The sequence below is a fragment of the Exiguobacterium sp. MH3 genome, from assembly GCF_000496635.1.
GTDB classification, from domain to species: Bacteria; Bacillota; Bacilli; order Exiguobacteriales; family Exiguobacteriaceae; genus Exiguobacterium_A; species Exiguobacterium_A indicum.
On record NC_022794.1, the window covers coordinates 1,219,676 to 1,233,687 of the forward strand.

At 46.3% G+C, this 14,012-nt stretch carries 16 protein-coding genes; 8 read left to right on the forward strand and 8 right to left on the reverse strand.

From position 1 onward, the window contains the following. Positions 1-116 precede the first annotated feature (116 nt). Positions 117-755 carry an SDR family oxidoreductase gene (locus U719_RS06150; RefSeq protein WP_023467880.1) on the reverse strand — a complete coding sequence of 213 codons (639 nt, stop codon included), beginning with the start codon at positions 753-755 and terminating at the stop codon, positions 117-119. 264 nt (positions 756-1,019) lie between these two features. Between U719_RS06150 and U719_RS06155 the strand changes: the two genes are divergently transcribed. The 8 genes from U719_RS06155 (at position 1,020) to U719_RS06190 (ending at position 7,843) form a co-directional block, all read left to right on the forward strand. Further along, the gene (locus U719_RS06155) at positions 1,020-1,850 is read left to right on the forward strand and encodes a transporter substrate-binding domain-containing protein (RefSeq protein ID WP_023467881.1); all 831 of its coding nucleotides are present in this window, start codon (positions 1,020-1,022) and stop codon (positions 1,848-1,850) included. Continuing rightward, a complete protein-coding gene (locus U719_RS06160; protein WP_023467882.1) occupies positions 1,843-2,640 on the forward strand; it encodes a transporter substrate-binding domain-containing protein in 798 nt (265 codons plus the stop codon). The genes U719_RS06155 and U719_RS06160 overlap by 8 nt, the downstream gene beginning before the upstream one ends. 102 nt (positions 2,641-2,742) lie before the next feature. Beyond that, positions 2,743-3,024, forward strand: a complete 282-nt coding sequence (locus tag U719_RS06165) for a hypothetical protein (RefSeq protein WP_023467883.1) — start codon at positions 2,743-2,745, stop codon at positions 3,022-3,024. 113 nt (positions 3,025-3,137) lie between these two features. Further along, positions 3,138-4,055 carry a daunorubicin resistance protein DrrA family ABC transporter ATP-binding protein gene (locus tag U719_RS06170; protein ID WP_023467884.1) on the forward strand — a complete coding sequence of 306 codons (918 nt, stop codon included), beginning with the start codon at positions 3,138-3,140 and terminating at the stop codon, positions 4,053-4,055. A 1-nt stretch (position 4,056) separates the two neighbouring features. Further along, a complete protein-coding gene (locus U719_RS06175) occupies positions 4,057-4,824 on the forward strand; it encodes an ABC transporter permease (RefSeq protein WP_023467885.1) in 768 nt (255 codons plus the stop codon). 63 nt (positions 4,825-4,887) lie between these two features. Further along, positions 4,888-5,658: a hypothetical protein gene (locus U719_RS06180; protein WP_023467886.1), complete on the forward strand. Its 771-nt coding sequence runs from the start codon at positions 4,888-4,890 to the stop codon at positions 5,656-5,658. Next, positions 5,655-6,881, forward strand: a complete 1,227-nt coding sequence (locus U719_RS06185) for a glycosyltransferase (RefSeq protein WP_023467887.1) — start codon at positions 5,655-5,657, stop codon at positions 6,879-6,881. Before U719_RS06180 ends, U719_RS06185 begins: the two co-directional genes overlap by 4 nt. Then, the gene (locus U719_RS06190; protein ID WP_023467888.1) at positions 6,878-7,843 is read left to right on the forward strand and encodes a hypothetical protein; all 966 of its coding nucleotides are present in this window, start codon (positions 6,878-6,880) and stop codon (positions 7,841-7,843) included. Before U719_RS06185 ends, U719_RS06190 begins: the two co-directional genes overlap by 4 nt. 50 nt (positions 7,844-7,893) lie before the next feature. On the opposite strand, the gene U719_RS06195 is transcribed toward U719_RS06190, so the two are convergent. The 7 genes from U719_RS06195 to U719_RS06225 form a co-directional block, all read right to left on the reverse strand. Then, positions 7,894-8,331 carry an Asp23/Gls24 family envelope stress response protein gene (locus U719_RS06195; RefSeq protein WP_023467889.1) on the reverse strand — a complete coding sequence of 146 codons (438 nt, stop codon included), beginning with the start codon at positions 8,329-8,331 and terminating at the stop codon, positions 7,894-7,896. Between the two features lie 52 nt (positions 8,332-8,383). Then, the gene (locus U719_RS06200; RefSeq protein ID WP_023467890.1) at positions 8,384-8,590 is read right to left on the reverse strand and encodes a DUF2273 domain-containing protein; all 207 of its coding nucleotides are present in this window, start codon (positions 8,588-8,590) and stop codon (positions 8,384-8,386) included. A gap of 20 nt (positions 8,591-8,610) precedes the next feature. Beyond that, positions 8,611-9,153, reverse strand: coding sequence for an alkaline shock response membrane anchor protein AmaP (gene amaP, locus U719_RS06205; RefSeq protein WP_023467891.1), 543 nt, complete (start codon positions 9,151-9,153; stop codon positions 8,611-8,613). A 335-nt stretch (positions 9,154-9,488) separates the two neighbouring features. Beyond that, positions 9,489-10,859 (reverse strand): amino acid permease, encoded by a 1,371-nt coding sequence (locus U719_RS06210; RefSeq protein ID WP_041255059.1) that lies wholly within the window; start codon positions 10,857-10,859, stop codon positions 9,489-9,491. Positions 10,860-11,022: 163 nt separating this feature from the next. Next, positions 11,023-11,907 carry a hypothetical protein gene (locus tag U719_RS16415; protein WP_023467893.1) on the reverse strand — a complete coding sequence of 295 codons (885 nt, stop codon included), beginning with the start codon at positions 11,905-11,907 and terminating at the stop codon, positions 11,023-11,025. A gap of 58 nt (positions 11,908-11,965) precedes the next feature. Continuing rightward, positions 11,966-12,559, reverse strand: a complete 594-nt coding sequence (locus U719_RS06220; protein WP_023467894.1) for a DedA family protein — start codon at positions 12,557-12,559, stop codon at positions 11,966-11,968. 123 nt (positions 12,560-12,682) lie between these two features. Continuing rightward, the gene (locus U719_RS06225; protein WP_035398635.1) at positions 12,683-14,002 is read right to left on the reverse strand and encodes a Na+/H+ antiporter family protein; all 1,320 of its coding nucleotides are present in this window, start codon (positions 14,000-14,002) and stop codon (positions 12,683-12,685) included. Between the last annotated feature and the right edge of the window lie 10 nt (positions 14,003-14,012).

Consider the following 14,012-nt stretch of genomic DNA (forward strand, 5'->3'; position numbering starts at 1 on the left):
GTGCTCTCATTCTCGACGATTGCTGAAACGATGTGAACGATGTATCTGCAACTTCACCAATGAGTGATTTCATCAAAAAAGCTCACGTCTCGGAAATGGAGACGTGAGCTTTTGTATTAAAATAACTCGTTGATCGGTGTGTCACCTTCGAGTAGTGTGACGACTTGCTTCGACGCCTTGTCGTGACCGATTGCAGCTAGAATGACGCGTGCGACATCCTCACGCGGAATTTTTTTAGTTGCTTGCTCGGACGGATCCGTCGTGACGTTTCCTGTGCCGACTTCATCGGATAGTCCGCCTGGGCGAAGAATCGTGTAGTTAAGTGACGATTCCTTCAGGACACGATCCGCGTAGCGTTTTGCAATGTAATACGGCTTCATGCTGTCAGACCATGTTTCCGGCGAATCGGCATTCAAGGCACTGACCATGATGAACTGTTTTGCATTGATTGCTTCCGCTGCTTCAATCGCTTTGACAGCACCGTCGAAATCGATCAGCATCGTCTTGTCCGCTCCTGTGTGACCGCCGGATCCTGCCGTAAAGATGACGACATCTGATCCTTGTAATGCATCCGTGATCGTCGCGACGTCCGCTTCCAGATCGAGATGGACCGGGGTATGACCTAATTTCTCAAAATCACTGAACTGGTCCTTGGAACGTAATCCTACTTTGACATCGTGTTCCGAATCCTGCAGTAAGCGAGCAGCGTGACGACCTACTTTACCATTTGCACCAATGATGAAAATCTGACTCATGTTCCATTCCTCCATTTCACGATTTGATGATTCTGTTTCAGTATGGAAAAGACGAAGGGATTCTGTAAAGAGAGACGACTTGTAGAACTGTAACCGTCATCAAAATATCTTTTTAACGCTTTTATGCATAAAATCATCAAATTATCTTGAAATCACGTGTAAGTGTGGTAGGATAATGACTATTACCCACACCGAAAATCATTTGGGTTAAATTGTAGCAATATTCGGTGAATGGGCAACGACGAAACAGAAAGGAGAGATACGATGAGAAAGAAACCATGGCTACTGGCAGGACTTGTTTTGACAGGCGTTGCCGCTTGGACGATTTGGAATCAACAGACGGATGCCAAAGCACATGACATCTTCGAAGACCACAAGCTGGTCGTCGGGACGACGGGGGATTATAAGCCCTTTACATACTGGAACGAGGAACGGAATCGTTATCAAGGCTTTGATATCGATGTCATCCAAGCGTTCGCCAAAGCAGCAAATCTTGATGTGACGTTCGTCAAGACGACATGGCCGACATTATCGGAGGATACGAAATCAGGAAAGTTTGATATCGCTGTCGGTGGCATCACGAAGAAAGTCGAGCGCGAGGTCGTCGGAGACTTTACATCGTCGTATTTCTCCTTTCAAAAAGCACCGCTCGTAAAGAAGAAAGATGTCGAACGCTTGAATTCGCTCGCTGCAATCAATGATCCAGCAGTCAAAATCGGTGTCAATCCGGGTGGCACGAACGAAGCGTTCGTGAAGAAGCATTTTTCGAAGGCAGATGTGACCGTCTTTGAGAACAACTTGGACATCCCGAAAGCCGTAAAAAGTGGACAAGTCGATGTCATGGTGACGGACGACATCGAGGCGTTGCATTACGCGACAGAACTCGATCTTGCGGTGCCGAAACTGACAGAGGCGTGGGAACCAGCCGAGATGGCGTATTTGATGAAACCGGATCAAAAACAGCTTGGAGACGTTTTCCGAGTCTGGATTGAAAGTGCAGAAGGGCAAAAACAGGTTGAACAACTAAAGAAAAAATGGAACATCGTCTCGACACGTGAGACGGTCGGAGCGAAAGGAGCGGGAGCACATGAGTAAATGGGGATGGATCGTCGTCGGAGGTGGCGTCCTGTTTGCGAGCTTATTGACGCTATGGCAAGCGGAGCAACCACGACGTGTACAAGCGAAGAATGTCTTTGCGACGAAAAAAATCGTCGTCGGAACGACTGGGGATTACAAACCATTCACGTACTTGAACCGGAAGACGAACGAGTACGAAGGATTCGATATCGAAGTGATCCGTTCTTTCGCGAAGACGACCGGTATCGATGTCGAGTTCGTTCCGACGACATGGCCGACGCTATCTGCTGATCTTGCTAGCGGGAAATTCGATATGGTCGTCGGGGGCGTAACGAAGAACATCGAGCGCGAGATCATCGGTGACTTCACGTCGAGTTATCTGTCGTTCCAAAAGACACCGCTCGTCCGTAAAGAAGATGCTAAACGCCTTGCTTCGATCGAACAAATCAATCGTCCGGACGTGACGATTGGTCTAAATCCAGGCGGAACGAATGAACAGTTCGTCCGTAAGACGTTTACGAAGGCGAATATCGTCATGTATGAACAAAACCTCGACATCCCGCATGCGGTTGCCTCAGGTGAAGTCGATGTCATGATCACCGATACGGTCGAGGCGATTCATTATGAAGCGCTCGACAAACGACTCGCGGCACCAAGAATTCAAGAAAAATGGATTCCAGCAGAGAAGAGCTATCTCGTTCGAGAGTCGGAAGGAGACGTTGTTGATGTCTTCAATCTCTGGATGCAATCGCACGAAGGTCAAGAAGAGATGGAGCAATTAAAAGAAAAATGGCAAGTGGCGTCTTAAGTGGATCGTGTCTCCTGACAGCAGGAGGCACGATTTTTTCGTAACAGGAATCTAGTGGGAAAGGACGAACAAGTATGTAGAAGCAAATTAGGAGGAATCAATATGTTAAAAAACGTGTCAACGAGACAATGGCTCATCATGACCGTTCTTTTTGCTGGTATCACTTACACATGGATTGTCATCGGAGAGTCATGGATTAATTCTACTTTGTTATTTAGAGGGGCGCTTATATTTACAAGTGGTGCAGTGCTCTCGTTTAGTCTCGCGTTGGCCCGAACTGTTCGATTAAAAGGAATCGGATTAACGATGATGCTGGTGTCAATCGTCACAACGCTCGTGGTATCTGCCAGCGTCTTGTATGGTGTGTATCAGATTGTTGCGTAATAGTTATAGAGTGAATCAAGGCACCGAATCAGGTGTCTTTTTTTTGATTCGAGAACAGAAAAAACGGGAAAATCTTGGACATGACTTTGAATTCAAGGAAAGAAGGAATGAAGATGATTCATGTCGAGAACTTGACGAAAACGTACGATGGGAAGGATGTCATCAAAGGTATCTCGTTCGACGTTCAGGCAGGGGAGATTTTTGCCTTTCTTGGACCGAACGGGGCAGGAAAGTCAACGACCGTCCAGATGCTGACGACGTTGATTCCGATTTCCGGTGGTCGGGCGACGATTCAAGAATTTGATGTCGTCAAACAGGAAAAACAGGTCCGTTTGCAAATCGGGGTCGCCTTGCAAGATACCGGCATCGATGAGGATTTAACCGGGCTTGAATTACTCGTCCTACAAGGAAAATTATTCGGATTAAGTCAGACGGAAGCAAAAATACGGGCAGAGGAATTACTACGACTCGTCGGACTCGATCAAGACGGCAAGCGTCGGTCAGGCACTTACTCCGGCGGGATGAAACGACGGCTTGACCTGGCTTTGACGCTCGTCCATCAACCGACTGTTTTGTTCCTTGACGAACCAACGACAGGACTCGACCCGGCGAGCCGTGTACAAATCTGGAACGAGGTCCGGCGACTGAACGAAGAGTTCGGAACGACGATCTTTTTGACGACACAGTACTTGGAAGAAGCCGATCAGCTAGCCGACCGGATCGCGATCATCAATGAAGGGCAACTGATTGCCGAAGGAACGGCAGCTGAGCTGAAAGCAGCAAACGGAGAAGAGCGGATCGAATTGACACTTGCGGAAAAAGAGAACGAACGAATCGTCTTAGAGATGTTTGCCGGTCGTCAGGAAAAGGATCGCCTCGTCATTCCTTCGCGGGGAACGGAGACACTGCGCGCGGTCGTCCGTTTTCTCGATGAACGGAAGATGGTTGCGACGTCACTGGTCGTCAAACAACCGTCACTTGATGATGTCTTCATTCGTTTGACCGGACAAGCTTATAAGGAGGAATCGTGACATGATACGGGAAACTTGGTTTTTGATGCGGCGGAGTCTACTCGTCACGTTACGTAATCCGTTTTCCTTCATTCCGAATTTGATCATCAGTGTCTTCTTCCTGCTCGTCTACACGAGTGGTTTGTCCGGAATCTCGAATTTACCGCAGTTCGACGGCGTCGATTATTTGAACTTCATTCTGCCGGTCTCAATCGTCTCGGGTGCTGTTGGTGGAGCCGGGGGAGCCGGTCAAGCACTCGTCAAGGATATCGAGAGTGGTTACTTCGCACGACTCTTATTGACACCCGTCTCGCGAACAGCGATCGTTCTCGGACCGATGCTTGCCGGGATGTTGCAATTATTCGTTCAAACGTTACTGATCTTCGGGATGGCCTTTTTGCTTGGTCTATCGATTCCAGTCGGTGTTAGTGGCTTTTTCTTGACAATCTTACTCGCGCTCGGTTTCGGTCTCGCATTTGCCGGTTACTCGGTCGGTGTCGCTTTGAAGACGCGTAACGCACAAGCTGCTCAAGCTGGAACGCTTCTGTTCTTCCCGTTGATTTTCCTGTCGACGACGTTTGTGCCGAAAGACTTGATTGAAGCCGAATGGCTCAAGATTGCTGCGACGATCAATCCGACGACCTATATCATGGAAGGGATGCGCAGTGTATTGACCCGTCCGGAAATCGATTGGTCGGTTTATTGGCAAGGTTTGATCGTCGCTGCTGTTCTTAGCATTGCGATGGTGATCTTTGCTGCGTTGAACGCACGTGGGGCATTGAAAAAATAGGATATTCTTATCCAATTTAAGGGTATATATTTGAGGATTCGACGATTAAAGAGGAGGGGTTCAATGAGGCGATATGCGTTGTCACTTTTATTATTAGTAGGTCTCTTGGCTACTGTTCTTGTCTTGTATCAGATGACGTTTGACATCACAACGTCGATCCTTCATTTCTTATTGGTTCCCGTATTGATCATTATGACGCTCTTGAATGGAAGAAAAAATTTCTTGATATTGATCAGCTATGTTCTTATCATGGGTTTTCTCTATCTCATTTTATCGTGGTATAACGAAGCATCAAACGAGCAACAGTTGTCCTACATCGGACAACATCTCTTATCCTCAGTCGGTGTCTTTTTATACTGGTTGTTCTTGCGGCAGTTACGGAGTGTATTCGAAGAGAATGCATCGCTTCAAAAGCGGGTTGCTTTGCTTGAGGGTTTCTCCGCTTCACCTCAATTGCTCTCTTACAGTGAATTTTTAGACCGAACGGATTTCTTGATTGCGGGTGCGAATCGTCGTCAAGAACAGAATATGTTGCTGCATATTCACATTCCATACGCTAGTTTAAACAAGAAAACAATCATGCAACAATTGACGGATGCTGGACTAAAGGTATTTCGCGCACATTATGACGTCATGTCGCAACGAAACCGTCAGGAATTCATCATCTTTCTGCAAAATACCGATCATGGTGGTGCGGAGATTGCGTGGCAACGTTATGAGGATGAACTCCGACAACGCTTTACGGTACTTGCGTTTCCGTTTCAGGTCGAAATTCTTCCTGTACGATCATCTGTGGAAGAGACGTTGAAGCAACGGAAGGTGGTAGATCAATGAACCTCGTCTTGAACGTCATCATGGCGATTTTTTGGTTACTATTACTGTATTATTCTTATCTGACGATTGCCGGCATTCTCGATCGATATGGGAAAAAACAACCGGTCACTTTAACGGAGTATCCATCTGTCGCTATTCTGATCCCCGCACATAATGAAGGTATCGTCATGCGTCAAACACTCGAGGCGATGATGGGGATCGAATATCCAGGAAAACTCGATGTATTTTTACTCGATGATCAGTCGCAAGATGAGACGCAAGAGATTGCTATGGAATTTACGACGATGTTCAGTCGAGTCCATTACATCCATGTCCCAAAAGGTGAACCAATCGGAAAATCACGTGTCCTGAACTATGGTCTATCGATCACGGATTCCGAATATTTCTTAATTTTTGACGCGGACAATCAACCGAAATCGGACACTGTGACACGACTCGTCGAACAAGCAATGACTCAAAAGAATGCTTGTGGAGCGGTTGGAATCGTCAAGACGATCAATGCAACGACGAACCTGCTAACGCGGATGATTGCGATCGAATTTCAAGTGTTTCAGCTGATCATGCAAAGCGGTCGTTGGAAAGCATTCAAGACGGGGTCATTAGCAGGGACGAACATGTTGTTGAAACGAGATGTCATCGAAGAATTAGGTGGATATGATCCGTATGCACTGGCAGAGGATGCGGAATTGACGATGCGGATCACGGCACTCGGTTACACACTTCCTGTCGTCTACGAGGCGGAGACATGGGAACAAGAGCCGGAAACGATGAAAGTATACATGAAGCAACGAACGCGTTGGATGCTTGGAAACATCTATTTATTAGAAAAATCACTACGTACACGAGATTTTTGGAAAGGAAGCACGCTCGTCCATTCCTTGCAGCATATCATGACGTACCTCCTCTTCATCTTCTTGTTGTTAATCTCTGATATCGTCTTGATTCTCGGATTGTTCGGTTATGCATTTGATGAGGCGACGACGCCACTCATCATGTTTTGGTTCATGACTTATCTTGTCTATACGATCCAAATCTTAGCGGCGCAAGAACTCGAAGGAACTGCTAGCCCGAAGAATGTCCTCGTCGGGTTGATCATGTATTTTACCTACGCCCAATTATTCGTCATTCTTTTATTCCGCGGAATGTATGCATATCTTAAAAGTAAGGTACGCAATGAGGTCATCGTCTGGGATAAGACGAAGCGCGTCAAGATTGAGTCATGAAAAAAGGACTAGGGATTGGTCTACTCATCATTTTGTTAGCAGGGGGAATTTGGTATTTCGTGCAAAAACAAGAGGATGATATTATTCAACAAGTAGAAGCGGACTATATGCAAGACGGTATCATTCGTGCTTATGATCGTTCGGATGCCCAACGTCTGTCTGAGAGTCTTGGTCAGTATATGCAATATGTATTATTGATTGATGATGAAGTGCGATTCAAAGAACAGGTACAGATACTAAAAGATCATTTTTTAGTTGAGCGCGGACCAGATGTATACATCAAATGGGAGTTGGGTGAGAATACGGCAACGAATGCATGGATTGACGACATTCGTATATCGGAAACGTTAATCCAAGCTAGCAAACAATTCAATGAACCGACCTATTCAAAGCTTGCGAGTCGAATCGAGACAACCTTACTCAAGCGGCAACGAATAAACGGTAAAATCGTTGACTTTTACGATTGGGATTTAAATCAGGCAACGGATGTACTCCACTTGAACTATTTAGAACCGCCGGCACTTAAGCGATTGAAGTTACTCGATTTTGCAAAAGAAAGAGTGGTTCAAGCGAAAAGAGAAGGTCCATTCACGGCAGAACTCTATTTTGCAAATCAAGACGAATCAAAGTGGGCAGATGACAAAGTCGTGAACATGATTGATCAAGTCTTGATTGAACGATTACGGGTAGGAGTGACGGATGAATCAGACGCGTCTTTTCGATCGTTCATCTCTAAAGAACTGAAGAACGGGAAAATATATGCGCGGTACGACCGTTCATCAGCGACACCGACGATGAAAGACGAATCAAGCTCCGTCTATGCTTTACTCGTACCTCTTTTGACTGGTAAAGAACGTTCTTTTGTACTCAATCGTCTGCAAGAGATTGAGACAACGAATGCTAAAGAGACGCACGTGTTTGACGTTCTAAATAAAGCAGTCATTTTAAAAGAATTTGAATAAGAAAAAGCTGGAACGGATTTTCCCGTTTCCAGCTTTTAGTTTGCTTGTGATTACTTGATTTCGCGTTTTTCTTGCTCTTCTTTCGACGATTTGCTTTTTGCGTCGAACTCTGAACGTGTCATGACATCTTCGACATGCATGTTGATTTCGACGACATCGAGTCCTGTCATATCATGGACTGATTTTTTGATTTTCGTTACAGCGTCTTGGAAGATGGACGGGATGTTTTTGCCGTACTCGACGATGACTTTTAAGTCGAGTGCGACTTGTCGTTCGCCGACTTCCGCGTCGATGCCTTTTGTGATATCTTCCGTGCTCCGGAAACGATCTGTCAATCCACTCATGAAGCCACCACTCATTGAGAGGATGCCTTTGACATCATTTGATGCGATACCGGCGATTTTTTTAATGACTTGATCTTCGAATGTGAGTTTGTTTTCGCGCACTACTTCGTTTTCGTTTTGTTTAGTGTTGATTTCGTTAGCCATGAGAAATCTCTCCTTTTAGTGTAAGTTGAATGATTTTTTATTCTCTGTATGCTCAATCCCGTTGAAAGAATTGAATCCATCCCTCGACATCTAGCGCATTATCCCGCCACTGACCAATCAAGTAACCGATTGTTGCGAATACGATGATCAACAACGTCGGTCCAAAACCGATCGTCAAGAACAAGGTGGCGAGGATCAGTCCGACTAGCCCGCCGAGTAGACGGTAGCGATACGGACGAAGTGCTTCGCTCGTTTTCATGATCTTCCTCCTCTCGTATCTTAGACGACGCGTTCAGACGTTTTCGTCTTCGTGTCACTAATCCGGACGCGTGTTTTTGTGACAGGTAGTTCGAGCAATGATTCGACCGCATTCTTGGCGCGTTCTTGAATGTCTTTTCCGATTGTCGGCAAGCCTTCTTGACCGAAGACGGAACAATCAACTTCAAGCGCGACGGTTTCTTTTTTCGAGTGAATGTCTGCGTTGACGCGTGGCGAACGTACGCCGTTGATACCGCGAATCGACTCGAGTGCCGTTCGTTCAATCGTTTGCTTAGAGATCGTGATATTCCCGTCACCCGTTTGAATCAGGAGACGTTGTCCTTTTGAACGACTGAGTAGTCCAGTGAATAATAGAATGACAAATACGAATGCTAGGAAGCCACCAAGTGATAAAATCGTGTAGCTATACCATTGTTGATCTTGCCACTGTTCAATCAAAGGACTGAGTCGTGGAACATCATAGACGCCAAGTACAAGAAGACCGACGCTGACTAAACCGAGAATGCCGATCAGGACGAGTAGGAAACGATTGAATCCGTTCATATTACATCTCTCCTTTCTGCCGTTAAATTGTTTTAACGTGATTGTTCTACACATGAAATATTATGTGTATGGTGAAAATATTCCCGCTCAAACGAACTCGAAACATGAAAATGCACTTAGAATAAAAAGACTATTTATTCTGAAAATTTATCTATTTATTAGAAAAATAGTAGATGAAATACGGCTTTACGCATTGAAATCAAGAATGTTACGACGTCTTAAGGGTTTAAGCGTTCGCGAAAAATATCTATCATGAATATTATTCAATGTCAATATAGAAAATCATCTCCATCAAAAAACTCCTCTCATGCGGTCATGAGAGGAGAGACAGACGTTTATTTTTCGATTTTCGGTACTTTTACGATGTAATAGACCGTACTTAAGATCAAGAAAGCGACTCCAATTAAGATCGAGACGCGTGTCTCATCGTTGAACAACATCCCGACGAGCACTGTCACCAGCGCAACGATCGACAGATAGTTCGTCACCGGCGCACCGGGCATCTTGAACGGATGTGAGGCTGTCCGTTCACTTTCAAGTTTACGATACCGAATATGACTGATTAAAATCGCAAACCACGGCACCATCCCTGGTAGTACCGAAGCACTGTAGACATACACGAAGATGTTCGTATCCTTCCCGAGAACGAGTGGCAAGGTGATATCGAGAATGACACCGAAGAAAATCCCGATTGAAATCGCGAAGACCGTGTAGAGTGGAATGCCGCGTTTGTTGACCTTTAAGAAGAAGGACGGCACTTGTCCTTTTTCAGCCAATGCATAAATCATCCGGCTTGCGCTGAAGATCCCGGAGTTACAACCGGATAAAGCGGCCGTGATGACGACGAAGTTGATGATCCCGGCAGCAATCGTGACACCAACCTTGGCGAATGTCGCAACGAACGGACTGCCGAGATCCGATAACTCATTCCACGGATACACCGTGACGATGATGAAGATCGATCCGACGTAGAAAATCAAAATGCGCCAGACGACACCATTGATTGCCTTCGTGATATTCTTCTCTGGATCTTTCGTTTCTCCAGCTGTCACGCCGATCAACTCGACACCGATGTAAGAGGCGAAGACGATCGAGAGCGCAAAGAAGAAGCCGGTGAAACCATTCGTGAAGAAGCCACCGTTCGCCCAAAGATTCGAGAAGCCGACCGGGTTTCCGTCATTCCCTAGACCAAAGAAGATGATGCCGAATCCGGCGACGATCATCAGAAGAATCGTTATTACCTTGATTGAGGCGAACCAAAATTCGAGCTCACCGAACATCTTGACGGAAGCAAGGTTCGCGAGCGTCAAGAGAATGATGACGACGACGCCTGGAATCCAAGTCGGTAGCTCCGGCCACCAAAAGCGCAAGTATGTCCCGACAGCGATGACTTCACTCATCCCGACGACGACCCAGTTGAAGATATTACTGCTTGCTGTCAAGAAACCAGCTGCTGGATGGATATAGTCGTTTGCGAACTTTGCGTACGAACCACTGTGAGGATGGGTGTAGACCATCTCACCAAGTGCCCGCATGATGAAAAAGATAAAGACTCCTGCTAGCATGTACGCGAGTAAGACGGATGGTCCCGTCCAAGCAATCGTACTCGATGCTCCAAGGAAAAGACCGACCCCGATCGTTCCTCCGAGTGCAATCATTTGTACCTGTCGTGCTGTTAAATCTCGTTTCAAATTCGAACTCATCATTTCCCCCAAAAAAATTCTGTGACGTCATAATGTTCAGACAATTTGTCCGAATAACTATAACGCTGAGTATACTATCCTCAGATAGAACTCGCTAGTCTTTTTGAAAATTTGGGCTAAAGGTTTTCAAAAGTAAAAAGATTATGAAACAACTGTGTAATGGCTTTCATTTGCCTGCTAAGAGAGAGACAAGTCGCTGACCGAGTCTCCCGAAATATAGGTGTTCCGAGGTCGCTAGTACGATCAAGTCATTACGCATTGTAAGGTCACCTGACAGGGTATTTCCCTGTTCTGTCATGAATCGAATCGAACGAACACTTTCAAAGAGCGTACCTTTCCGTTCGAGTAAATGTGATTCATCAGAATTTGCGGCAAGCAGAAAATCGTCGTACCGAGCGAACTGAGAAAAGGCGATCGTAGGTGCCTCACAGACGAGATCTTCCTCTTGATCGATACGAATGAAACGGTAATCAGAGTAGTAGAAGAACCAGATTTCTTTTGATGAACAGACGTTTAAGGCGTAACAATCATCAATCGGGTATTGACGGTTTTTATATTTTACTTCGCCCGTATCGTCAAAAGCGACGAGACCAAAGGCACCATTTGAACTGGTTACGGCGTCAGCATAGACACCTTCGTCAAAATAACTGACCCAAATCCACCCTCGTTCATCGATTTGCATGTTTTGAATCCCATCATCTAAACAAAATTGATTGACTAGATTTCCCTGAACATCATAAATAAAGGCATTCGGCAACCACGTTCCGTCTACGTCATCATCGCAACGGGAAGCGACGAGTAACAAACGTCCATCCGGAAATCGATCGACGAGCGAAAAATCAATTTCGCTTTTTTTAACGATCGTCGTCTTACGCCAATCATCCTTCAATTGATGAATGGAAAGGACGTGTTCATTGCGTGCTTCGTCGAGGGTTTCTTCGACGATTAAAATATGTCCGTCGACGGTGATCCCAGTCGCGACAGGATGACCCGACCGGTAGGATGCAGTCAAACGACGGAGTGGAAAATGGGCAAGCGGGGATGTGAGCATGGCAGGACCTCCTGTTTGTTTAAAAAAACAGTCCGTCGTCAGACAGACTGCTAGTTGTTCAAACCGTTCGTTGACGGCGTTTGTAGATGACATAGAAGATGATCAAGACGACGGCAGCGATTAGGACACCGTTCGTGTACGGTGCAGCCACTTCCTTGATCGAGCGCCAGTTCGTTCCGAGCGTTTCACCAAGATACAGGAACAAGATCGACCACGGAATGATCGCAAGCACCGTATAAAGAGAAAACTTCGTTTGATCCATCTTGGCAAGACCTGCCGGAATCGAGATGGCATGACGGACGACCGGGATGAAACGGGCTCCAAAGATGACGCCTTGTCCGTACTTTAAGAACCAACGCTCGGCTAGATCGAGATGATGTTCTGAAATCAAAACATACTTCCCGTATTTCAGGATAAGGGGACGACCGCCGTAGCGAGCGAACCAATATAAGAATAATTGCGAGAATAATCCACCGATGACGGCAGCGACGATAGCGAGCGGCCAGCCGATCGTTCCTTGGGAAATCATGAATCCTCCGTAAGAGAGGACGATTTCACTCGGTATGATTTCAATCATCAACCCGAGGGCGATGCCGAAATATCCGAGATCGGCAAGCGAAAGCAAAATCTGGTTGACGACTTGAGATAACACGTTAGACAACTCCTTTGTATCAGTTCATTCCTTTATTTTAGAGAACCGAGGACGAAATGAAAAGGAAAAAAACGGAGACAATTTAAAAGACGGATCCGCGATGACAGCGAATCCGTCTTGTTTTTATAATACGACCGCAGCGATCGTACCGAAGATGAGTAATGGAATATTGTAGTGCAGGAACGTCGGAATGACCGTTTCTCGCATGTGATCGTGCTGACCATCAGCATTCAAACCACTCGTTGGTCCGAGTGTCGAGTCAGACGCCGGGCTACCCGCGTCACCGAGAGCACCGGATGTACCGATGATGGCAATCGTCGCTTCTAAGCTGAATCCGTACTGGATACAAAGTGGAACGAAGATGGCAGCGATGATCGGAACCGTCGAGAAACTGGAGCCGATACCCATCGTGACGAGAAGACCAATCAAGAGCATGACGAAGGCGGCAACGAGTTGCGAATCGCCCATCAACGCTTTCGAGTTCTCGACGAGAGGCTCGATATCGCCCGTCTTACGCAAGACGTTTGAGAATCCGTTCGCTGAAATCATGACGAAACCGATGAATGACATCATGCGCATACCGCGTGTAATGACGTCATCTGCTTCACTGAAGCGAACAAGACGAAGCAACAAGAAGAGGATCAACCCCGTCGTCGCAGCGAGAATCATTGATCCGGTCTGTAGTTGTACGATCAAGGTCGCGATGACGACAACACCACTTAAGACAAGCTTTGTTTTCGTGATGACCGGAATTTCATAATCGTCTGGAGCGATGTCGCGAATCTCATACGTCCGCTCTTTCCGGTAGGTGTACAAACCGATCAAGAGACCAACGACCATTCCGAGTGCTGGAATCGCCATCGCTTCGATGACGGAAGCTCCAGCAGTATCGAGACCATTTGCCTTCAGGTTCTTCAGCAAAATCTGATTGAGGTAAATGTCTCCGAATCCAACCGGTAAGAACATGTACGGTGTCACAAGACCGAACGTCATGATGATTGCTATCCGGCGTCGATCGATCTTAAGCTGAGAAAAGAGACCAAGCAACGGCGGAATGATGATTGGAATGAATGCGATGTGGATCGGCAACACGTTTTGTGAACTGATCGCAAGCAAGAGAATCGCGAACAAGATGAATCCTTTTAATTTTTTGACGGATGCGGCACTTGCGTTACCACGCGAACGCGCAATCAAAGAGTGCGCAAGTGCATCCGGTAAACCTGTTTTCGAGAGGGCGACGGCAAATGCACCGAGCATCGCGTAGCTAAGGGCAATTTCTGCTCCGTCACCAAGACCACCGGAGAATGCTTTTGTCGTCGCAGTCAGGTCAAGACCACCGACGAGACCACCAGCAAACGAACTGATGACCATCGCGAGCACGATGTGGACGCGGAAGATCGCTAAAATAAATAGTAAAAAGACGGCAAACAATACGGCGTTTATCATTCAGTAA